This is a genomic window from Streptomyces sp. BRA346, from assembly GCF_052851135.1.
In genome coordinates, this window is record NZ_JAIWIH010000051.1 from 1 (window position 1) to 22005 (window position 22005).

The 22005-nt window shown below is 72.0% G+C and carries 22 protein-coding genes; 20 read left to right on the plus strand and 2 right to left on the minus strand.

Annotated features, from left to right (window positions below):
• The first annotated feature begins 406 nt into the window (after nt 1-406).
• The 9 genes from LCH29_RS39230 to LCH29_RS39270 all read left to right on the plus strand — a co-directional run bounded on the left by LCH29_RS39230 (nt 407) and on the right by LCH29_RS39270 (nt 8628).
• On the plus strand, nt 407-793 hold the full coding sequence (locus LCH29_RS39230) for a CBS domain-containing protein (protein ID WP_446466461.1): 387 nt from the start codon (nt 407-409) through the stop codon (nt 791-793).
• Nucleotides 794-1153: 360 nt separating this feature from the next.
• Complete coding sequence (locus LCH29_RS39235) at nt 1154-2008, plus strand: universal stress protein (RefSeq protein ID WP_446466462.1); 855 nt, start codon at nt 1154-1156, stop codon at nt 2006-2008.
• A gap of 30 nt (nt 2009-2038) precedes the next feature.
• Entirely contained in the window at nt 2039-3829 is a 1791-nt protein-coding gene (gene acsA / locus LCH29_RS39240) for an acetate--CoA ligase (protein WP_446466463.1), read from the plus strand.
• Complete coding sequence (gene pdhA, locus LCH29_RS39245) at nt 3826-4848, plus strand: pyruvate dehydrogenase (acetyl-transferring) E1 component subunit alpha (protein WP_446466464.1); 1023 nt, start codon at nt 3826-3828, stop codon at nt 4846-4848. The genes acsA and pdhA overlap by 4 nt, the downstream gene beginning before the upstream one ends.
• 4 nt (nt 4849-4852) lie before the next feature.
• Entirely contained in the window at nt 4853-5854 is a 1002-nt protein-coding gene (locus LCH29_RS39250) for an alpha-ketoacid dehydrogenase subunit beta (protein WP_446466465.1), read from the plus strand.
• Complete coding sequence (locus LCH29_RS39255; RefSeq protein ID WP_446466466.1) at nt 5851-7227, plus strand: 2-oxo acid dehydrogenase subunit E2; 1377 nt, start codon at nt 5851-5853, stop codon at nt 7225-7227. Before LCH29_RS39250 ends, LCH29_RS39255 begins: the two co-directional genes overlap by 4 nt.
• On the plus strand, nt 7224-7469 hold the full coding sequence (locus LCH29_RS39260; RefSeq protein ID WP_446466467.1) for an acyl carrier protein: 246 nt from the start codon (nt 7224-7226) through the stop codon (nt 7467-7469). The genes LCH29_RS39255 and LCH29_RS39260 overlap by 4 nt, the downstream gene beginning before the upstream one ends.
• 12 nt (nt 7470-7481) lie before the next feature.
• The gene (locus LCH29_RS39265) at nt 7482-7958 is read left to right on the plus strand and encodes a potassium-transporting ATPase subunit C (protein ID WP_446466468.1); all 477 of its coding nucleotides are present in this window, start codon (nt 7482-7484) and stop codon (nt 7956-7958) included.
• 4 nt (nt 7959-7962) lie between these two features.
• Entirely contained in the window at nt 7963-8628 is a 666-nt protein-coding gene (locus tag LCH29_RS39270; RefSeq protein WP_446466469.1) for a lysophospholipid acyltransferase family protein, read from the plus strand.
• A gap of 245 nt (nt 8629-8873) precedes the next feature.
• On the opposite strand, the gene LCH29_RS39275 is transcribed toward LCH29_RS39270, so the two are convergent.
• On the minus strand, nt 8874-9674 hold the full coding sequence (locus tag LCH29_RS39275) for a ribosome hibernation promotion factor (RefSeq protein ID WP_446466470.1): 801 nt from the start codon (nt 9672-9674) through the stop codon (nt 8874-8876).
• Nucleotides 9675-10051: 377 nt separating this feature from the next.
• Between LCH29_RS39275 and LCH29_RS39280 the strand changes: the two genes are divergently transcribed.
• From LCH29_RS39280 to LCH29_RS39295, 4 genes are all read left to right on the plus strand, one after another.
• Nucleotides 10052-10483 carry a DUF2267 domain-containing protein gene (locus LCH29_RS39280; RefSeq protein WP_446466471.1) on the plus strand — a complete coding sequence of 144 codons (432 nt, stop codon included), beginning with the start codon at nt 10052-10054 and terminating at the stop codon, nt 10481-10483.
• 103 nt (nt 10484-10586) lie between these two features.
• The gene (locus LCH29_RS39285; protein WP_446466472.1) at nt 10587-11063 is read left to right on the plus strand and encodes an Hsp20/alpha crystallin family protein; all 477 of its coding nucleotides are present in this window, start codon (nt 10587-10589) and stop codon (nt 11061-11063) included.
• A gap of 116 nt (nt 11064-11179) precedes the next feature.
• Complete coding sequence (locus LCH29_RS39290; protein ID WP_446466473.1) at nt 11180-12079, plus strand: universal stress protein; 900 nt, start codon at nt 11180-11182, stop codon at nt 12077-12079.
• The gene (locus LCH29_RS39295; protein ID WP_446466474.1) at nt 12069-12524 is read left to right on the plus strand and encodes an archease; all 456 of its coding nucleotides are present in this window, start codon (nt 12069-12071) and stop codon (nt 12522-12524) included. The genes LCH29_RS39290 and LCH29_RS39295 overlap by 11 nt, the downstream gene beginning before the upstream one ends.
• 22 nt (nt 12525-12546) lie before the next feature.
• Here the strand turns inward: LCH29_RS39295 and LCH29_RS39300 are convergent, their stop codons facing one another.
• Entirely contained in the window at nt 12547-13959 is a 1413-nt protein-coding gene (locus LCH29_RS39300; protein WP_446466475.1) for an RtcB family protein, read from the minus strand.
• Between the two features lie 417 nt (nt 13960-14376).
• Here LCH29_RS39300 and LCH29_RS39305 point away from each other — a divergent pair, with 417 nt between their 5' ends.
• From LCH29_RS39305 to hypF, 7 genes are all read left to right on the plus strand, one after another.
• A complete protein-coding gene (locus LCH29_RS39305; RefSeq protein ID WP_446466476.1) occupies nt 14377-15531 on the plus strand; it encodes a 4Fe-4S dicluster domain-containing protein in 1155 nt (384 codons plus the stop codon).
• On the plus strand, nt 15528-15983 hold the full coding sequence (locus LCH29_RS39310; protein WP_446466477.1) for a cyclic nucleotide-binding domain-containing protein: 456 nt from the start codon (nt 15528-15530) through the stop codon (nt 15981-15983). The genes LCH29_RS39305 and LCH29_RS39310 overlap by 4 nt, the downstream gene beginning before the upstream one ends.
• The gene (locus LCH29_RS39315) at nt 15980-16792 is read left to right on the plus strand and encodes an FAD/NAD(P)-binding protein (RefSeq protein ID WP_446466478.1); all 813 of its coding nucleotides are present in this window, start codon (nt 15980-15982) and stop codon (nt 16790-16792) included. Before LCH29_RS39310 ends, LCH29_RS39315 begins: the two co-directional genes overlap by 4 nt.
• 1 nt (nt 16793) lies before the next feature.
• A complete protein-coding gene (locus tag LCH29_RS39320) occupies nt 16794-17636 on the plus strand; it encodes an NADH-quinone oxidoreductase subunit B family protein (RefSeq protein WP_446466479.1) in 843 nt (280 codons plus the stop codon).
• A complete protein-coding gene (locus LCH29_RS39325; protein WP_446466480.1) occupies nt 17633-18988 on the plus strand; it encodes a Ni/Fe hydrogenase subunit alpha in 1356 nt (451 codons plus the stop codon). The genes LCH29_RS39320 and LCH29_RS39325 overlap by 4 nt, the downstream gene beginning before the upstream one ends.
• Complete coding sequence (locus LCH29_RS39330) at nt 18985-19497, plus strand: hydrogenase maturation protease (protein ID WP_446466481.1); 513 nt, start codon at nt 18985-18987, stop codon at nt 19495-19497. Before LCH29_RS39325 ends, LCH29_RS39330 begins: the two co-directional genes overlap by 4 nt.
• A gap of 188 nt (nt 19498-19685) precedes the next feature.
• Nucleotides 19686-21992 carry a carbamoyltransferase HypF gene (gene hypF, locus LCH29_RS39335; protein ID WP_446466521.1) on the plus strand — a complete coding sequence of 769 codons (2307 nt, stop codon included), beginning with the start codon at nt 19686-19688 and terminating at the stop codon, nt 21990-21992.
• The last annotated feature ends 13 nt before the right edge of the window (nt 21993-22005 follow it).

A 22005-nucleotide genomic window follows, 5' to 3' on the forward strand; every position in this document is an offset into this window, starting at 1 on the left:
TGGGCTTTGAGGAAGGTGGCCCAGGAGCGGTCCGTACGCTGTGGCGACGGGTCGATCCCGGCCTTCTTCAGGATCGACCAGACGGTGGAGGCGGCGACGTTGTGCCCCAGGCCGCCGAGCTCTCCGTGTACGCGGCGGTATCCCATCCAGGGTTCTCCCGCGCCAGACGCACGACCAGTTGCCGCAGGGCCTCTGGTTTCGGTGGTCGGCCCGGACGACGGGAGGGACAGGTCCACTTCCGGGCTACGAGGCGTGCGTGCCAGCGCAGGACGGACCGAGGAGAGACCAGCAAGGCCAGGTAGGTACGCCGCTGCTTGCTGACGAGCCGGTGCAGTGCTGCCATGACGGCCCGGTCGCTCCAGGAGCAGCGCGGCCGTGGCTGGACGCGTTGTCCATGCCACCGAGGGTGCGCGACGTGATGGAGGCGCCCGCCGTCTCGGTGCCGGACGATATGCCGTTCCTCAAGGTTGCTCGTACACTCTCCCGCGAGCGTCTGAGCGCCGTTCCCGTAGTCGATGAGGGGAACCGCGTCATCGGCGTGGGATCCGAGTCGGATCTGCTGGCCAAGGCCGCCGTGATGGCCAGCACCCACCGGCCGGGCCCGCTCGGAAAGTGGAAACAGCACCGCTTGTACGAGAAGGGCCAGGGCGAGACGGCGGTCGCGCTCATGACATACCCCGCGGTCACTGTGCGTCCACTGGATACGGTTGCCGAAGCCGCGTGGGTCGCCGCGCGCTCGCGGCTCAAGCGCTGTCGGTCACCGACCACCGGGATCGGCTCGTCGGTGTGGTGACGCGGGCAGGGCTGCTGAGGGCGCTCGTCCGCGACGACGCCGAGATCCGCGAGGAGATCGAATCCCGGATCCTCGGCGAGGAGTACCACCTCCGCCCGGGCACCGTCGATGTGGCGGTGGAGGGCGGGGTCGTGACCGTGGAGGGCCGGGCGGACGTGGCGCTCGCCCCCGAGCTGGTCGAATCGATCCGGGCGATGACGACGTCGACGATGTGGTCGATCACCTCACCGGGGTCAGTTGATCAGGCTCTGCGCGTCGACCACAGCGGCCCACGCGGAGCCGGGCCGGGGCGATGGTTCGCACTCATTGGGGGTACTCACCACGCACAAGAGGGGTTTCCTGCGAGACGAGGCGACTGCCATGGAACAAGTGGTCACCGTGGGCCTCGACGGTTCGGCCGAGAGCCTGGCCGCCGCGCGCTGGGCCGCAGACGAGGCGGAGCGGCGCGAACTGGGCTTGCGTCTGACGCACGCGTGGATCCTGCTGTCCCCGCCCACTCCCGACAGCCCCGCGGCGGACGACCAGAACTACTGGGCGAAACGGATCGTGCACGACGCGCACAGCGAACTGTCCCGCCTCCACCCGGGGCTGACCATCGTCGAGGACCTGGTCGGGGCCGAGCCCGAGGCGGCCCTGCTCGACGCGGCCGCGCGGTCGAGGATGCTGGTGCTCGGTTCCCGGGGGCTGGACCGGGTGGCGAGCTTCTTCCTGGGCGACGTCGCGTTGCACGCCGTCGGCCGGGCCGAGCGGCCCGTGGTGCTGGTCCGCGCGGACGAGGCGAGGGAACGCCGGCGGCACGTGGTCGTGGGCCTGAGTCTGCACGGCCCCCAGGACAACCTCCTGGAGTTCGCCTACGTCACCGCCTTCACCCGCGGTGTGCCGCTGCACGCCGTCCACGGAAGGAAGCCCGACCGGGCGTACGCAGCCGCCACGGGGGCGGAGACCGACGCGGCCCGGGATCTCGCGGAGCGGGCACGACGGGAACTGGACGAGGTCCTGAGGCCCTGGCGGGAGAGGTTCCCCCGGGTGCGGGTCGTCGACGACGTCCGGCTGGAGAGCCCGGCCCGAGCCGTCGTACGGGCCGCCACCGACGGCGATCTGCTGATGGTGGGACGGCGCAAACACCCGCCTGCCCTCGGTCCCCGCCTCGGCCCCGTAGTGCAGGCGGCCGTACACCACGCGGCCTGTCCGGTCGCCGTCGTCCCCCACGAATGACGGGGGCGGGACATACGCGGAAGGAACCTCATGGTCTGGGAGACGATCCGCAAGGAATCCGCACCACGGGTCACACCGAACCTGACCGACTACGACCGGGCGCGGTCGGAGTTCTCCTGGTCACGGGCGCGCGCCGCGCTTGCCGGGCTCCCCGGCGGCGGGCTGAACATCGCCCACGAGGCGGTGGACCGGCACGCCGGTTCGGAGCGCGGGGGCAGGGCCGCGCTGCGCTGTGTCGGCCGGGACGCCACCGTCCGCACCGTCACCTACGCGGAACTGGCGAAGCGAACCGCCCGGTTCGCGAACGCGCTGCGCTCGCTGGGCGCGGGCCACGGCGACCGGGTGTTCACCCTGCTCGGCCGCTGCCCCGAGCTGTACACGGCGGTGCTGGGCACACTCAAGAACACCAGCGTGCTGTGTCCGCTGTTCTCAGCCTTCGGCCCCGACCCAGTGGCACAGCGGCTGCGCCTGGGCGACGCCCGGGTGCTGGTCACCACCGCCGCGCTCTACCGGCGCAAGGTGGCCGAGCTTCGTGCGGCACTGCCCGGACTGGACCATGTCATCATCGTCGGCCCCGGCGCCGGGGACCTTCCCGGCACGCTGTCATTCGACGAGCTGATGTCCCGTGCCTCCGACCACTTCGCCATCCCCGCGACCTCACCGGAGGACATGGCCCTGCTGCACTTCACCAGCGGCACCACCGGTGCTCCCAAAGGCGCGGTCCACGTCCACCAAGCGGTGCTCGGCCACTACGCCACCGCCGCATACGCGCTCGACCTGCATCCCGAGGACGTGTACTGGTGCACCGCCGACCCGGGATGGGTCACCGGCATGTCGTACGGGATCATTGCCCCGCTCGTCCACGGTGTGACCGTGGTCGTCGACGAGGGCGAATACGACGCCGGGCGCTGGTACCGGATCCTCGCGGAACAGCATGTGAGCGTGTGGTACACCGCGCCCACCGCGCTGCGCATGCTGATGCGGGCCACGCCCCGGCAGGGTCCTCACGACCTGCCCGCCTCCTACGACTTGTCCCGTCTGCGGTTCGTCGCCTCGGTCGGCGAGCCGCTCAACCCCGAGGCGGTGGTGTGGGGCCACGAGGTGCTGGGGCTGCCCGTCCACGACAACTGGTGGCAGACCGAAACCGGCTCCATCATGATCGCGAATTTCGCGGCCTGCGAGATCCGTCCCGGCTCGATGGGCAGGCCGCTGCCGGGTGTGGAGGCATCGGTGCTGAGGTGCGGGGACGACGGCCGGGCGCTGGTCACCGATGGCCGGGTGCGAGTGGAGAACCGGCCGGGAGTCGAGGGGGAGCTCGCACTGCGGCCGGACTGGCCGTCGATGTTCCGTGGCTATCTGCACGACAAGGAGCGGTACGAGGCCGCGTTCGCGGACGGTTGGTACCTCACCGGCGACCTGGTCAGCCGGGACGCGGACGGCTGGTTCTGGTTCGTGGGCCGTGCCGATGACGTGATCAAGTCGGCGGGGCATCTGATCGGGCCGTTCGAGGTGGAGAGCGCGCTGATGGAACACCGGGCGGTGGCCGAGGCGGGAGTGATCGGCAGACCGGACCCCGTCGCCGGGAACATCGTCAAGGCATTCATCTCGCTGCGCCCCGGCGTCCAGCCGACACCGGCCATCGAACGCGACCTGCTCGCCTTCGCCCGGCGCAGGCTCGGCCCCGCCGTCGCGCCCCGGGAGATCGCCTTCGACCAGAACCTGCCCAAGACCCGCAGCGGCAAGGTCATGCGCCGACTGCTGCGCGCCCGCGAACTCGGCCTGCCCACCGGCGACCTGTCCACCCTGGAGGGATCCGCATGAGTTCGGCCCGTCAGACCCGCGCGCGGCGTTCCTCACCCCGCGCCGGAGCGGAAGCCGCGCACCGCGGCGAACTGCTGCACGCCATGCTGCGCATCCGCCGCTTCGAGGAGCGCTGTGTCGAGCTGTACAGCGCCGCGAAGATCCGGGGCTTCGTCCACCTCTACATCGGAGAGGAGGCCGTCGCCGTCGGTGTCACCGAGGCGCTGACGCCCGACGACGCGGTGGTCTCCACTTACCGCGAACACGGGCACGCACTGGCGCGCGGCCTTCCGGCCGAAGCCGTCATGGCCGAGATGTACGGCAGGACGACCGGATGCAGCGGGGGCCGCGGTGGATCCATGCACCTGTTCGACGCGAGCCGCCGGTTCTACGGCGGGAACGCGATCGTCGCCGGCGGCATCCCGCTGGCCGCTGGGCTCGCTCTGGCCGACCGCATGCGTGCGGCACACCGCGTCACCTGTTGCTTCTTCGGCGACGGGGCATTCGCGGAAGGCGCGTTCCACGAGACGGCGAACCTCGCCGCCCTGTGGGGCCTGCCGCTGCTGTTCGTCTGCGAGAACAACCGGTACGCGATGGGCACGGCACTGGAACGCCACGAGGCACAGACCGACCTCGCCCTGCGTGCGGCTTCCTACGGCATGGTCGCCTGGGCCGTGGACGGCATGGACGTGGAGGCCGTCGAGACCGCGGCCCACAGGGCCGCCGAGGGCATCCGGGCGGGAGCCGGACCGTACTTCCTCGAACTGCGCACCTACCGCTTCCGGGCACACTCCATGTACGACCCCGACCGCTACCGCGACAAAGCCGAGATCGAGCGGTGGAAGGCACAGGACCCCATCGAGCGGCTCATGGGCAGCATGCGCGAGCGCGGCGAACTCGGGGACAGGGCGCTGACCCGTCTCGAACGCGAGGTCGCCGACGAGGTCGACCACGCCGTCGAAACAGCCGAAAAGGCACCGGAGGAGCCGACCGAAACCCTGCTGCGCCATGTCACCAGCGCGACGGCGGAGGGGAGCTGAGCCCATGGGAGCCGGTCCGGCGAAAGAGTCGAAGACCACGTACCGGGAAGCACTGCGCGAAGCCCTCCGCGATGCCCTGCGCGCCGACGACCGCGTCTTCCTGATGGGGGAGGACGTGGGACGGTACGGCGGCTGTTTCGGCGTCAGTCTCGGCCTGCTGGAGGAGTTCGGGCCGGACCGGATCCGCGATACCCCGCTGTCGGAGTCGGCATTCGTGGGTGCGGGCATCGGGGCGGCGCTGGCCGGGATGCGGCCGATCGTCGAGATCATGACCGTGAACTTCAGCCTGCTCGCCCTGGACCAGATCCTCAACAACGCCGCCACGCTGCTGCACATGTCGGGCGGACAGCTGCCCGTCCCGCTGGTGATCCGCATGACGACCGGCGCGGGCCGCCAGCTCGCCGCGCAGCACTCGCACAGTCTCGAGGGCTGGTACGCCCACATCCCCGGGATCCGGGTGGTCGCCCCGGCCACCATCGAGGACGCCCGGGGGATGCTGGATCCGGCACTCGCCGACCCCGATCCGGTGCTGATCTTCGAGCACGGCGGACTGTACAACCTCCCGGGCGACCTCGGCCCCGTCGCGGCGCCGGTGGACCTGGACCACGCGGCCATCCGCAGGCCCGGTACCGACGTCTCCCTGATCACTTACGGTGGTTCGCTGCCCAAGGTGCTCGGCGCGGCCGATGAGCTGGCCGCCCAGGACATCAGCGCCGAGGTGGTCGACCTGCGGACGCTGCGCCCGCTCGACGGCGAGACGGTGGCCTCCTCGGTGGCCCGGACCCACCGTGCGGTCGTCGTCGACGAGGGCTGGCGCACCGGCAGCCTGGCCGCCGAGGTGTCCGCACGCATCGCCGAGGAGTCGCTGTACGAGCTGGACGCGCCCGTCGAGCGGGTGTGCAGCGCCGAGTGCCCCATGCCGTACGCCAGGCGGCTGGAGGAGGCGGCGCTGCCTCGGACCGCCGACATCGTGGCGGCGGCACACCGAGCGGTGGACCGGCCATGACCGAGTTCACGATGCCGTCGCTGGGCGCGGACATGGACGAGGGGACGCTCCTGGAGTGGCTGGTGCGTCCCGGCCAGCCGGTCAGCCGCGGCGATCCGGTCGCGGTCGTCGAAACCGCGAAGTCCACGATCGAGGTGGAGTGTTTCGACACCGGGACGGTGGGGCGGCTGCTGGTCGAACCGGGTACGACGGTGCCCGTGGGCACCCCGCTCGCACTGATCGAGCCGACGGCGAAGCGGGCTGGGAAGCCGGAGAGGAGACGGCCGCCGCGACGGAAGCCGGAGGGTGTGCCACCCATCCCGGCCGAGCCCACTCCCGCCCGTTCCCAGGAGCCTTCCCTCGCCCCTCCACGCGAGCGCGTGCGGGCCGAGGCGGTGCCCCTGGTGCGGGACCTCGCCCGGGAGCACGGCATCGACCTGGCGACCCTCCGCGGTTCCGGGCCCGGTGGCCGCGTCACCCGCGCCGACGTGGAGCGGGCCGCCGCCCGGCCGTCCCGGGCACGGGTCACCCCGCTCGCCCGGCGCCTGGCCGGTGAACTGGGCGTGGACCTCGCCACTGTCAACGGGACGGGCAAGGACGGAGCCATCCGCGCCGACGACGTACGCGGGGCCGCTCCCGGCCCGGCGGCCCCCGGCCCGAAGGCTCCGGGCCCGAAAGCCCCCGGCCCGGTGAGGGCCCGTGCCCGGCCGGCACGGACGAGTGGTGAGCAGGCTTCGGCCATGCGCCGGACGATCGCCGGTCTGATGGCCCGCTCCAAACGGGAGATCCCGCACTACTACCTCGCCACGACGGTCGACATGGCCGCCGCGACGGACTGGCTGCGTGACCACAACCGGAGCAGTCCGGTGGCCGAGCGGCTGCTCCCCGCGGCCCTCCTGCTGAAGGCCGCCGCCCTGGCGGCCCGTGAGGTTCCCGAGCTCAACGGCTTCTGGACCGAGGACCACTTCATCGCGGGCGACAGCGTGCACCTGGGCGTGGCGGTGTCCCTGCGCGGCGGCGGGCTCGTCACCCCCGCCCTGCGTGACGCCGACACCCTGGGCCTGCCGCAGCTGATGACGGCGCTGAAGGACCTGGTCACCCGCGCCCGTGCGGGCCGTCTGCGCGGATCGGAGGTGGCGGACCCCACCCTGACCGTCACCAACCTCGGTGATCAAGGGGTGGAAACCGTCCTCGGTGTGATCTACCCACCGCAGGTGGCGCTGGTCGGATTCGGACGGATCGTCGAGCGTCCCCGCGCCGTCGACGGTCTGCTCGGCGTCCGGCCGACGGTCACCGCCACCGTCTCCGCGGACCACCGGGCGACCGACGGAGCCATCGGGGCCCGCTATCTGACCGCGGTCGACCGCCTCTTGCAGCGTCCGGAGGAACTATGAACCGCACCGAAGCCCTGAGCGCCGTCGAGGAATCCCTGGCCCAGATCGTGCCCGATGCCGATCTCACCGTCCTGAGGCCGGAGGACCCGTTCCGTGAGGTCCTCGAACTCGACTCGCTCGACTTCCTGAGATTCGTCGAAACCCTCAGCGAGCGCACGGGCGTCAGCATCGACGACACGGACACACCACGGCTCACCACCTTGTCCGGCTGCGTCGGCTTTCTCTCCGCCGACGGTGCGTAGAACGGCTCGCGGGTGAAGCGGCACGGCAGGACCATCGGCTCCAGCCTGCTCGGCCAGAACTTCACCCTGCCCGCACGACGTCCCGGCGACCCCCACGAGGCGCCGCGGCCCGACCCGAAGTGGTTCCAGCCCCGCCCCTCCGCCGGATACGACCCCTTGGCCTCTGGTGCCTCCAACCTCGGCCCCAACAATCCGGAGCTGGTCAGGACGGTCAAACGGCGGAAGGCCGTCATCGCCGCGTTCGACGGGGCCGCCCCGGGGGAGATCCCGGTGGACGCCGTCACCGCCTCCGGCCTCGATCCGCACATTTCCCCGGACTACGCGTACCAGCAGGTGAACCGGGTCGCCAAGGCCCGCGGACTGAGGCCCGCGACCGTGACCCACCTCGTCACCGACCACGTCCGGGGCCGTGTCCTCGGCTTCCTCGGTCAGGAGTGCGTCGACGTCGTCGAGCTCGACTCCGCACTGGCCGACCACACAGGGGAATGACGCCGTGCTCAGCCGCATCGCAGGCGCCGTCGTGCCCGTCTTCGGCCGCCTGAACGTCACCACCGACACCGGGACCGTACCGCCCGCGGGCAGCATCATCATCGCCAACCACACGTCCCCCAGCGACCCTGTGATCGTCCTCGCCGCACTGCGCCGTCTCGATACCGAACCCGTCGTCCTGGCGACCGCGGGGCTCTGGCGGCTCCCCCTGCTCGGTCGGCTCCTCACGCGGGAGGGGCACATCCCGGTGCACCGGCACGACCCGCGAGCCACACAAGCACTGCGGGACGCCCAAACCGTGCTGACCGCGGGCCGGTCCGTCCTGCTCTACCCGGAAGGCGGACTCCCACACGGCGAGGACGTGTGCGAAGCCCCGCCCCGGCCCTTCCATCCGGGCCTGTTCCACCTCGCACGCCGGACCGGTGCCCCGGTCGTGCCCCTCGGCCAGGCCGGAGCCCGGGCACTGACACCGCACGACACCGTCGCACTGCTGGCCAGGCTGGGCAGCGCCCCACTGCGCCGCCCGAGGCTACAGGTGCACGTCGGTTCGCCACTGCGCCTCGAGGGCGAACAGGACCAAGCCCTGGACCTGGCCCGCAGCGCGCTGACCCGAGCTTGGTACACCGCTGCCCGACGGCTCGGCGAGCCGGTGCCCCCCATCGGGTCCTGACTCCCGTTGCGGTGTGCATCCGTTCTCCGCGGAGCGAGGTTGGAGGTACGGGGCGCGCGGTGCCGGCTGTCGACGATGGGGTGACCACGGGGTCGATGGGGTGACCACGGGGTCGATGGTGCGCAGGGCAGCGGCATCAGCCGGACGCGCGACCGGCATGGCCGGGCCCCTCGTCCGGCGGCCCGACACTGAACGCGTCGCTCCCCGGCTTCACACGTGGGTTCCGGCGGGCACGGCCGGGGCCGCTATCCGGCGGGCACGATCAGGCCGTAATGGCCGTCGTAGCGGTGGTACAGGACGTTTCCCCGCCCGGTGGTGGCGTCGCTGAAGAACACGAACGGGAGTCCGGTCATATCCAACCGCTGTTTCGCCTCGGCCACGCTCATGCGAGAGGCGGGGACGTCGCTGACGGTGAGCGGTACGGCCACCGGGCCGACGAGGTGCGGACGGGGATGCACTTGGGCGAGGCGGTAGTCGGTCGGGCCGGACCGGTACAGCACGCTGTCCTCGCCGGTGCCGATGTCGGTGAACAGGTGGAAGCCGTAATCCATCATCTCCATGTCGAAGGCCGCCTCGTCGGGTGACTCGCGGGCCAGGGAGAAGGACTTGTGCCGCACGACCTGGCGTTCCTCGGCTGGGCGCGGGAAGTAGGCGGGGCGGTGAGCGGGCTCGCTGCCGTGGCGCCACTCGTGCGGTCCCGGCGCGGACCCGCGGCCCCGGCGCGCCTCCCAGTGTTCCTCCAGGCGCTCCAACCGTGCGGCGAGACGGTCCTGGAGCAGGTCGATGGCCTCGGGCACCGTGACGGCGGCGACGTGTGCGCGGGCGGGACGCCCGTTGACGTCCAGGTTGGCCTGGGCGAGTGCCGGTCGTTTCATGGCGGGGTTGGCCATGTGGGTCAGCTTGACGCGGGCGAACAGGACCGGCCCCCGCGTCCGGCCGATGAGGGCCGCCACCTTCTCCCGCGCGTATTCGACGGCGCCGGGTGGTATCTGCCCCCGGGACTCCACCTGGATCTCAAGAGGTTGCAGTGGTGCCGATCGCTTCATGACATCCTCCTCGCGCCGGGGTGTCCACCTTCCACACTTATCGCCGTCAGGCTCTGTGCGCATGGCCAACGTCCCCGCCCCTGGCGTACCGGACGAGCTCAGCCGAGGCCCTGCTCCTGGTGGCGCACCTCGCCACCGGATCCGGAGGGCGCCTCGTGCGTCGTGCAGGTGATGCCGTGCGGCGCTGCGGACCGGTCGTCTTCGCCATAGCATGAAAGTCAGAGGGCTGGGAGAGCCGAGGACACGTGCGCCCCCGTTCGGCGCCCCACTGGGCGGCCTGACCACGAGCGAGCCGACCGCTTCCCGATCTGCCCGGGCGGACGCGTGCCATCCCACCTCGGTGCACAGGGCCACGGACCGACCGAAGGGAAAGACCCATGTCCACCACGCGCCCACCCGACTTCGAGCACGCCATCCACACCGCGAACATCTGGCTCAAAGCGGTGTCGGAAGCTCTGGGGACGGAGGACCGTCACTTCGCCCACCGGGCCCTGCGTGTCTGGCTGCACACGCTCCGCGACCGGCTCACCGTCGACGTGGCCGTCCACTTCGCCGCACAGCTCCCCGAACTGCTGCGGGGCGTCTACTACGACGGCTGGGACCCCAGTGTCGTACCGCTCAAGTACGACCGCGAGGGATACGTGAACCGCTTCGCCCAGGAAGCCAGGGTTTCCGCCGAGGACGTCCTGCGGATCGCCCCCACCATCACCGCTGCCGTCCGCGAGCACGGCTCCCCCGGACACGTGGAGGCGGCGCTGGAGCAACTCCCGCAGGACATCCGCGCCTTGCTCCTCCAGCCCGCTGCCTGACCGAGGGCCCTGCGGGCTCGTACGCGCCCGATTCGCCCCGCCAGGCGGAGGCGCGCACGATGAAAATGACCCGAATACCGTCGTTCGGCGGAGGTGAACCACGATGACACTGCCCGTACACCGCCGGTCCGGCCCGCTCCTGGAACACCCCTTCCACACGCTGGGCTGGGGCGAGCCGATCGCCGCCGAGTTCGGTGACCTTTTCGAGCGGATGAACCGCCTCCTGGAGGCCACCGGCACCGAACCTGCTCTCAGGGGCTTCTCACCCCTGGCCGATCTACAGGAGACGGACGACGCCTACGTGGTCGAGGCGGAGCTGCCCGGAATCAAACGTGGGGACGTCGACGTCGAGATCAGCCAGCGGGAACTGTGCATCGCCGGAGAGTACAAGGAACGCGAGCGCGAAGGCGTCCTGCGTCGCAGCACCCGGCGCACCGGCCGCTTCGAGTACCGGGCACTGCTGCCGGTCGACATCAAGGCCGACGAGATCAAGGCGAAGCTGGTCGACGGGGTACTGACCGTCACCGTGCCCAAGGCCCAGGCCGCCAAGCCACGGCACGTCGAGATCACCGAAGCCTGAGCCGTGGCAGATGCGCGGTGATGGGGCGGATGGCCTCGTCCGCTCCACCATCCTGCGGTCATCCCGCTGTGGATCGGGCTGAGACGGGTCGTCGAAGAACCAGCGTGGGAGTCGCGATGACACGGACAGAAGGACGTCCTCCGATCGTGGTGGGTATCGACCCCGACCCAGGGAAACGCATGGCGCTCGCCTGGGCGGCCGACGCGGCGGATCGGCGCCACCTGCCGCTGCTGCTGGTCCTCGCGCAGAACGTGCCGACCCCCGGCTACCGGCCCACGGGAGGGCGCCCATCCTGGGAGGAGTGGAACGAGGCGCTGCACGTGACGGGGGACCGCCTGCTGAAGGAGGCGGTGGCTTACGTGGAGTCCCTGCACCCGCGGGTGCAGGTGTCCGGGCTGCTGGCGGAGGGGCACCCCGCGTGGGTTCTGCGTGAGCAGGCGCAGAACGCCACCGAGGTCGTGCTCGGTTCCTGGCATCTGAGCGCTCGCCAGGAGCTCTTCACTTCCGCCGCCGTCGCCCTGCCGCTCATCGCCCATGCGCCCTGCCCCGTGGTGGTCGTGCCGGAGCCGGAGCACGTAACCCGGCAACCGCCGTACTTCGTGGTCGGAGTCGACGGCAGTCCTCATTCCGCCGCTGCCGTCGACATCGCCTTCGACGAGGCCGCCCTGCGCAACGCGGTCCTGCGGGCCCTCTACGTGTGGCACCCTCCGAGCCTGGGAGTCCTGGACGAGAACGCCGCCGTCAGGGAGTGCCGCCGACTGCTGTCGGAGACGGTGGCCGGGCGTGCCGCCACCCACCCGGAGGTGGAACTGCACCACGAGGTCGTGCGGGGCCACCCGGTACAGATGCTCACCGAGGCGTCCGAACACGCCCTCGGCCTGATCGTGGGCACACGCGGTCACGGCGGCTTCACCGGCATGGCGCTGGGCTCCGTCAGCCAGGGCGTACTGCACCACGCGTGCTGCCCGGTCATCGCCGTCCCGCACGCACACGACCATGGTGGCCATGGCCGATGACAAGGACGACGCCCCGCAGGTGCGACGGCGGGGTGAGAGCGGTCACCGGGCGGTGCCCCACACGGCCGACGTGCGGATCGAGGCGTGGGGGCGGACACGGGAGCGCTGTCTGGCGGAGGCCGCGCTCGGGATGGTGGAGTGCTTCACAGATGTTTCCGCGGCGCGGGCGACCGCCGTGGAGCGGGTGCGGCTGACCGGAAGGAGCGACGAAGAACTGCTCACCGCGCTCCTGGAGGAGGTCATCTTCCGGCTGGAGGTGGCGGGCCGGCTGGTGGTGGAGGTGGAAGCGGATGCCTGCGACGGTGCCCTGGAGGTACGGCTGGCGCTCGCCGAGCTGGCCGCCGTGGAGATCATCGGAGCCGTGCCGAAGGGCGTGTCGTGGCACCGGCTTCTGATCGGACCGGACCCCTACGGCTGGTCGTGCGCGGTGACCGTCGACGTATGAGACGTGGAACCGGGCGGTGGCCTCAGCCCTTGACCACGCCGAGCGGGACCAGACGGGCCACCTTGCGGCACAGTCCGGCGCCCTCGCTCGCGGCGACCACCGCATTCACGTCCTTGTACGCCTCGGGGGTCTCCTCGGACAGCCCGCGCCAAGACCGAGGGCGCACCGCGATACCGGCCCGCTCCAGCTGCGCGACCAGTTCCCTGCCGGTGATGGTGCGGGTGGCTTGGTGGCGGCTCATCGTACGGCCCGCGCCGTGACAGGCGGAGTAGAAGGCGTCCCCGCCGTCCACCCCGGCCAGCACGTAGGACGCCGTCCCCATGGTGCCGGGGATCAGCACCGGCTGCCCGGCCTCCCGCAGGTCCTCCGGAAGATCGGGATCCCCGGGTGGAAAGGCGCGCGTGGCACCCTTGCGGTGCACGCACAGCCGACGCCGTGACCCGTTCACACTGTGGGTTTCGATCTTGGCGAGGTTGTGGGACACGTCGTAGACCATCGACAGCCGGGCCCCGGCGGCGCGGTCGAGAACCCTGCGGGCCGCGTCGGTGAGCAGCTGGCGGTTGGCGCGGCCGTAGTTGGCGGCCGCGGCCATCGCACCCAGGTAGGCGCGCCCCTCGGGCGAGCGCACGGGCGTGCAGGCCAGCTGCCGGTCGGACACGCTGATTCCGTACCGGGCCATGGCGGGGCCCATCGCCCTGACGTGATCGGCGCAGATCTGGTGACCCAGCCCGCGCGAACCACAATGGATCATGACACACACCTGGCCGCTGGTGAGCCCGAAGGCCGCGGCAGCCGGCTCGTCGTACACCTCGGCGATCTCTTGCACCTCCAGGAAGTGGTTGCCGGATCCCAGGCTGCCGACCTGGCCCAGACCTCGCTCACGGGCCCGCGCACCGACCTGAGCGGCATCGGCGTCGGCGACCGCTCCACCGTCCTCACAACGCACCAGATCGCGCTCCTCGCCGTATCCCCGCTCCACGGCGTAGCGCGAACCCCCTTCGAGGAGCCGCTCCAGCTCGCCGGGGCCGCTCAGCCGCCACACCCCGCCGGGACCGGCACCTCGGGGGATCGTCCGGCCGAGGCCGTCCATGACCGCCGGCAGTACGGGGGCCAGCTCCCGCCGGTCGCAGTCGGCCACCAGCAATCGCACGCCGCAGGATATGTCGAAGCCGACCCCGCCCGGCGAAACGACGCCGTCGTCGTCGAGGTCGGTGGCCGCCACACCGCCGATGGGGAACCCGTAACCCCAGTGGATGTCCGGCATGGCATACGAAGCGGTGACGATGCCGGGCAGACCCGCCACGTTGACCACCTGTTCGAGGGATTTCTCGGCGTCGGCGAGCAGGTCCCGGGAGGCGAACACGATCCCGGGCACCCGCATGCCCTCGCGCCGTTCGATGCGGTAGCGATAGGGACGTTCCTCGACCAGTTCCATCGCGACCTCCCGCGTATGCCGTGCCACCGGTCCGAGGCGGCGTCCGAGTGATGCGGGCCAGCGGCCGTACGGCGCGCCGCGCACATTGGGCGTCCACCCGCTGGACGCCCCCGGTACCACCGGCCCACGGACATAAACCTGCCCGGCCGATGCAGCCAGGTCATGGCTACGGGAGGCGATGGCGCCGCACGGGTGTCCCGATCTGCCCGTCCGGTCCATCACGGCCGTGTCGAAGACCGATTTCCCCCGCCGCTGACGGCACATGTGCGCAGATGGGTTTCGCAAGATCGAACGGTGAGGCCGGGCGTCAGGACGCGGATACGGCCGGGCGAGGAGAGTCGGCACGATGACGTGGACAGTCACCGGACGCGGCGGCGGGTGCCTGCCGAACGTGGCCGACGGGTGGGTTGCGCGATCATGAGCACGTCGACCTCCTCGCCGGCCCACGAGGCGGTGCTCGGCAAGGACGGCCTGGCGGCCTTGGTGGACGTGCTGCTGACGCGCGGGTTCACGGTGGTCGGCCCCACGGTGCGGGACGGTGCCATCGTGCTGGCCGAGCTCGAGTCGGCCGACCAGTTGCCGTACGGATGGGGTGTGGACCTCGAAGCCGGGCGGTATCGGCTGCGTTCGCGAGCGGACGGCGCGGCCTTCGCCAACGCGGCGGGCCCCCAATCGTGGAAGACCTTCCTGCACCCCGCCCGGGTGCGCCAGTGGAAGGCCGAGCGGACAGGCGGAGAGCTCGTCATCGAGCCGGACGACACCCTGCCGCCACGCTTCGCGTTCCTCGGTGTCCGTTCCTGCGATCTGCGGGCCATCGCCATCCAGGACCGGATTCTCACCGCCGGGCCGCATACCGACCCGGTCTATCAGGGCAGGCGGTCCGGGGCGTTCCTGGTGGCGGTCGAGTGCACCGAGCCCGGGGGTACCTGCTTCTGCGTCTCCATGGGCACCGGGCCCGCCGCCGGGCCCGGCTACGACCTGGTGCTGACCGAACTGGTCGATGACGAGGGACACCGATTCTGGGCCCGTGCGGGCAGCCCCGAGGGCGCCGAGGTCCTCGCGGAACTGCCCGGCGAACCGGCCTCCGAGACCGTCCGCCGGGCCTCCGTGGACGCCGTCGCGTCGGCCGCGGACCGGATGGGCCGCACGATGCCGGAGACCGACCTGCAGCGGCTCATGGCTCAGACGCTGGAGGCACCCCGCTGGGACGACGTCGCCTCCCGGTGCCTGACCTGCGGCAACTGCACCATGGTGTGCCCCACCTGCTTCTGCACCACCACCGAGGACGTCACCGATCTGACCGGGGACCACGCCGAACGCTGGCGCGTCTGGGACGTCTGCTTCGACCTGGACTTCTCGTACCTTCCGGGCGGGCCGGTGCGTGCCTCGCCGCGCAGCCGCTACCGGCAGTGGCTGACCCACAAGCTGGGGACCTGGTACGACCAGTTCGGTTCGTCGGGGTGTGTGGGGTGCGGGCGGTGCATCGTCTGGTGTCCTGTCGCCATCGACATCACCGAGGAGGCCGCGGCCCTGCACGACTGGACCCGGCGCACGGAGGACGAGTCGCGATGACAGCGTGGCCGCTGCTGCTGGACACCCTCCCGCAACTCCAGCGGGAACGGTTGTTCAGCCTCGCCGACGAGCGCGACTTCCGCGCGGACAGCAGGCTTTTCGACGAGGGCGGCGTCGCCGACCGGTTCTGGCTGATCCGCTCCGGCGAGGTCGCCCTGGACGTGTACGTCCCCGGCCGCCCTGCCCAGGTGGTGGAGACCCTCGGCCCCCGGCAGCAGCTCGGATGGTCGTGGATCTTCCCGCCGTACCGCTGGCATCTGGGCGCCCGGGCCTTGGGACCGTTACGGACCTGGGAATTCGACGCGGGCGAGGTGCGTGAGCTGTGCGAGGCCGATCCGAAACTCGGGTACGAGCTGATGCTGCGCTGCGCCGCGCTGATCGCCGACCGGCTCCAGGTCACCCGGCTGCGGCTGCTCGACCTGTACACACCGCACGGAAGCGTTCCGCCGTGACCACCTTGCCCCTGCCCTATCGGGTGACCGCCGTCTCGGCGGAGAACGCCGACTGCGTCTCGCTGGAGGTGGCGCCCGTGGGGCGGGCGCTGCCCGACTTCTCTCCTGGACGCTTCGCCATGATGTACGCCTTCGGCGTCGGCGAGGTGCCGATCTCGGTGAGCGCGATCCCGGGCGGCCACCGTCTGGTGCACACGGTGCGCGCCATCGGCGCGGTCACCGGCGCGCTGTGCCGCCTCCGGCCGGGGGACGTGCTGGGCCTGCGCGGCCCTTACGGCACCGGCTGGGACCTCGGCGCGGCGGCCGGATCCGACCTCCTGGTCGTCGCGGGCGGCATCGGGCTCGCCCCGCTGCGTCCCGTGGTGCGCCACGTACTCGACCACACGGACGGTTACGGCCGCCTTCATGTGCTGATCGGGACCCGCACACCCGAGGACCTCCTCTACCGGGGGGAACTGGAGGACTGGAGGCGCTCCTCCGCGCAAGTGGAGATCACCGTGGACCGGCCCGGCCCCGGCTGGCGTGGGAGCGTGGGCGTGGTCACCACCCTGCTGGACCGGGTCGAGTCGGCCCCGGACCGGACCACCGCGCTGGTCTGCGGACCCGAGGTGATGATCCGGCACACCGCCCGGGCGCTGCTCGCCCGCGGCCTCCCGGCACACCGCGTCCAGGTGTCGCTGGAGCGGAACATGCGCTGCGGCACCGGCCACTGCGGCCACTGCCAGCTCGGACCGCTGCTGCTGTGCCGGGACGGTCCGGTGGTCGGCTACGACCGCACCGGACCCCTGCTCGCCGTCAGGGAGCTGTGACATGGAGCCCGACCCCCGCCCCTCCCTCGCCGTGTGGAAGTTCGCCTCGTGCGACGGCTGCCAGTTGACCCTGCTCGACTGCGAGGACGAACTGCTCCCGCTCACCGACCGGGTGCGCATCACGCACTTCCTGGAGTTGTCCAGCGCGGAGGACTCCCGGGGCCCGGCCACCCTCGCGGGCACCGGACCGTACGACCTCTCCCTGGTGGACGGGTCCATCACCACCGCCGAAGACGTCCGGCGCATCCACCACATCCGGCAGATCTCCCGCCGTCTGGTCACCATCGGCGCCTGCGCCACCGCGGGTGGCATCCAGGCCCTGCGCAACTTCGCGGACGTCGAGGAATTCCGCGCCGCGGTCTACGCCAGCCCGGAGTACATCGCCACCCTGGACACCTCCACCCCCATCTCGGCGCATGTACCGGTCGACTTCGAGCTGCGCGGCTGCCCGATCGACCGCGGCCAACTGCTGGAGGTCATCACGGCCTTTCTGGCCGGGCGGAAGCCGAACATCTCAGGTCAGAGCGTCTGTTTCGAGTGCAAGCGGCGCGGCACGACCTGTATCACCGTCGCCCGGGGCATCCCGTGCCTGGGGCCGGTCACCCACGCCGGGTGCGGCGCCCTCTGCCCCGCCTACGGACGCGGATGCTACGGCTGCTTCGGGCCGATGATCCAACCCAACCTGGAGGCCATGGTGCGCGAGCTGCGGCACGACGGCATGACCGAGCGGGACATCGTGCGGGTCTTCCGCACCTTCAACGCGGCCTCGCCCGAATACGGCCCCGTACCCGGGCTCGCGGCCCAGGAGGCCCCCCAGCCCCCGGCGGAAGAAGAGCCCCGATGAGCCACCGCGGGTCCCGTGTGCTGCGTCTGGACGCACTCGCCCGGGTGGAGGGCGAAGCGGCCCTCCACCTGGCGGTGCGCGACGGGACGGTCGCCGAGGCGCGGCTGAGCATCTACGAGCCGCCCCGCTTCTTCGAGGCTTTCCTCGTCGGCCGCGGCCATGGCGAACCACCCGACATCACCTCACGGATCTGCGGCATCTGCCCGGTGGCCTATCAGACGACCGCGTGCCAGGCCATTGAGCGGGCCTGTGGGGTGACGGTCGGCGGCCCGCTCGCGCAACTGCGGCGTCTGCTCTACTACGGCGAATGGATCGAGAGCCAGTCCCTGCACATCCATTTGCTGCACGCCCCCGACTTCCTCGGCCATCCCAGCGCCGTGGAACTCGCCCGCGAACACCGCGCGGCCGTGGAACGCGGCCTGCGGATCAAACAAGCGGGCAACACCATCATGGAGCAGCTCGGCGGCCGCGCCATCCACCCGATCAACGTCCGGATCGGAGGCTTCTACCGCGTGCCCGCCCCGGCCGAACTCGCCCCCCTGGCCGAGCGGCTGCGCCGGGCCCATGACGACGCGCGGGAGGCCGTGCGCTGGGTGGCCGGGTTCGACTTCTCCGACGCCGCCTACGACGGTCCGCTGCTGGCGATGCGCGACCCCGGCCGGTACGCCATCGACTCCGGAACCCCGACCGTCATGGCCGCGGGGGCGGGCTCGGAGCGCGCCACCCCCGTACGAGTGCTTCCGGTGGAGGAGTTCGAGCGCCACGTGGTGGAACACCAGGTCCCGCACTCGACCGCCCTGGTGTCCCGCCTGGACGGCCACCACTACCTGACCGGGTGCCTGGCCCGGTACGCGATCAGCGGACAGTGGCTCCACCCGTCCGCCCTCGACGCCGCACGAGAGGCGGGACTCGGCGACCCGGCCACTGGCACGGTGTGCCGCAATCCATACCGCAGCATCATCGTCCGCGCTGTCGAAGTGGTCCACGCCGTGGCCGAAGCACTGCGGATCATCGACGCCTACGAGCCCCCGCCGCGGCCGTACGTCGAGGTACCACCCCGCCGGGCGACCGGCTGCGCGGCCACCGAGGCACCACGCGGGCTGCTCTACCACCGCTACGCCATGGACGCGGACGGCACGCTCACCTTCGCCCGCATCGTGCCGCCCACCGCGCAGAACCAGGCCGCCATCGAAGACGACCTCCGCCGTCAGGTGCAGTCCCGCCTGGACGCGCCGGGCGAGCCGGCCGACGACCGGGAGCTGACGGCACTGAGCGAGCGGGCCGTCCGCAACCACGACCCGTGCATCTCCTGCTCCGCCCACTTCCTGGATCTGACCGTGGAGCGCGGATGACGGGCCGGGTGGTGGTCATCGGCGTGGGCAACCCGTTCCGCCGCGACGACGGCGCCGGCCCGGCTGTCATCGAGGCGCTGCGCGCCCGGGCGGCCTCCGCGGACACGTGGCTGACCGACAGCGATGGCGAGCCAGGCCGCATGCTCGGCCTGTGGCGCCCTCAGGACGCGGTCATCGTGGTCGAGGTGGTGCACGCCCACCCCGGGCAGCCGGGGCGATTGCACAGCCTGACGGCGGAGCAGGCAGCGCGATGCGCGGCACGCTCCGCCAGTACCCACGCCCTCGGGCTCGGCGAGACGTTCGCCCTGGCCGCCGCGCTCGACCGGATGCCCCGGGAGCTGACGGTGCACGCCGTGGAAGGAGGCGACTTCGGCCTCGGCCGCGGGCTCAGCACCGCGGTGGCCGACGCGCTCCCCGCCTTGATCCGCCACGTGGCCACGGCCATCGAGCAGGCGCACGAGCGGCTCGGGCACGCGAGCGCGCCGACGCACGGCCGGGGAACCGCATAGTGCGTCCGCTCGAACGACATCGTCCGTCGACTGGGCCGTCCGGGGTGCTCGGGCCCGCCGCGCGGTCATGGTTCCCCACGGTGGCCGGTCCGGTTCCTACCATGACGGACGGCCTGACCGGAACGGCCTTCGGGCCACAGCCGGGCCCGCACAGCCTCATGACCACACCGGACGGAAGCGCCGTGCCCATGCAACAGCCATTGGCCGTGTGCCGCTCCGCCACGACGAACGGCCCTCGCCCGGCGGTCCGACGCCTGTTGGCGGTGGGCGGCGTGGTGCAAGGGGTCGGGTTCCGTCCGTTCGTCCACGCCCTGGCCACCGAACTGGGCCTGTCCGGGCAGGTGGCCAACGACCCGGCGGGGGCCCGCATCGAGATCGAGGGCAGCCCCGAGGCGGTGGCCGCCTTCTGCCACCGGCTGACGGCGGACGCACCCCCACTGGCGGACATCGTGTCGGTGTCCACGTCCGAGCTGCCCCCGACCGGCGCCACCGGATTCGCGATCGCGCCCAGCGCGGCGGGGCACGGCCGCACCCTGGTCCCACCCGACGCCGCCACCTGCGACGCCTGCCTGACGGAACTGGCCGATCCGGCGGACCGCCGCCACCGGCACCCGTTCATCACCTGCACCGACTGCGGCCCGCGCTTCACCATCACCACCGCGACGCCCTACGACCGGGCCACGACCACCATGGCGGCGTTCCCGATGTGTCCGCGCTGCGCGGCGCAGTACACGGACCCGTCCGACCGGCGGTTCCACGCCCAGCCGGTCGCCTGCTGGGACTGCGGGCCACGCCTGAGACTCACCGGCGCCGTACACCAGGAGGGCGGGGCGGCATTGGCCGAGGCCCGGCGGATGCTGGCCGCCGGGGGGATCCTGGCGGTCAAGGGCATCGGCGGCTACCACTTGGTCTGCGACGCCACCGACCCGGCGGCCGTGGGCGAACTACGGCGCCGTAAGGCCCGCGGTGACAAGCCGTTCGCCGTCATGGCGCCCGACCCCGGCACCGCCGCCCGGCTCGGCCACCTCGGCCCGGCGGAGCGCCGCATCCTGATGGGGCGGTCCCGCCCCATCGTTCTGCTGCGGCGCCGGGACCCGTCCCCGCTCGCACCGCAGATCTGTCCGGGCAGCCCGGACATCGGGGTCATGCTGCCCTACACCCCTGTGCACCGGCTGCTGTTCGGTCTGCCGGGCGATCCCCCCGGCCCCGCCGTACTCGTCGTGACCAGCGGAAACGTCTCCGGCGAGCCACTGGTCACCGACGACCGGGAGGCGACGGTCCGCCTGGAGGGACTGGCCGACGCATGGCTGTGGCACGACCGGCCCATCGCGGTGGCCTGCGACGATTCGGTGGTCCGGGTCCGCGCGGACGGTTCGCCGCTGCCGGTTCGCCGCTCGCGCGGCTACGCCCCGGCGCGGATCCGCCTCCCGGTGGTGGTCCGTCCCGTCCTCGCGGCCGGCGGCGACCTGAAGAACGCGCTGTGCCTGGCCGAGGGCGACTCCGCCTGGCTGTCCGCCCACATCGGCGACATGGACGGCCCGGCCGCCCAGCACGCCTTCGAACGCGCCGGGAGCCATCTGCGGACCCTCACCGGCGTCGAGCCGGTGAGTGTCGCCGCCGACCGCCACCCCGGCTACCGGTCCACCCGATGGGCACGCCGCGATGGTCGGCCGCTCACCCTGGTCCAGCACCACCACGCCCACATCGCTTCCGCCATGGCGGAGCACGGGCTGGACGAGCCGGTCATCGGTGTCGCCTTCGACGGCACCGGTTACGGCGACGACGGCGCCGCCTGGGGCGGCGAGGTGCTGCTGGCCGACTACGCCGGCTATCGCCGCCTGGCGCACCTGGCGTACGTACCCCTGCCCGGCGGTGACGCCGGGGTGCGCAACCCGTACCGGATGGCCCTGGCGCACCTGCGCGCGGCCGGTATCGCCTGGTCGCCCGACCTGCCGTGCACGGCCACCTGCTCGCCCGAGGAACTGCGCCTGCTGGGCATCCAGTTGGCGCGCGGCCTCGGCTGCACCCCGACGTCCAGCGTGGGGCGGCTGTTCGATGCCGTGTCCTCGCTGGTGGGCGTCTGCCATCGGGTGGGATACGAGGCCCAGGCCGCGATGGAGCTGGAGGCCGCGGCGGTGAGCGCGGGCCGGGTGCGGAAGGGCTATGCCTTCGAACTCGGCGCGCCCGCCCCGTTGCTGGCGGCGATCGTTGCCGATCTGCGCGCGGGCACGGGCGCCCCGCTGATCGCCGCCCGCTTCCACCTGGCGGTCGCCGGCGCGGTACGCGCTGCCTGTCGCACGGCGCACCGCGCCACGGGCGTGCGCACAGTCGCCCTCACCGGCGGGGTGTTCACCAACGCCCTCCTGGACGACCTGTGCGCCACCGGGCTCGCGGAGGACCGGTTCACCGTCCTCCGGCACACGGTGGTCCCGCCCGGCGACGGCGGCCTGGCCCTGGGGCAGGCGGTCGTCGCCGCGCATATCGCCGACCGTTGAGGAACCGAGGAGG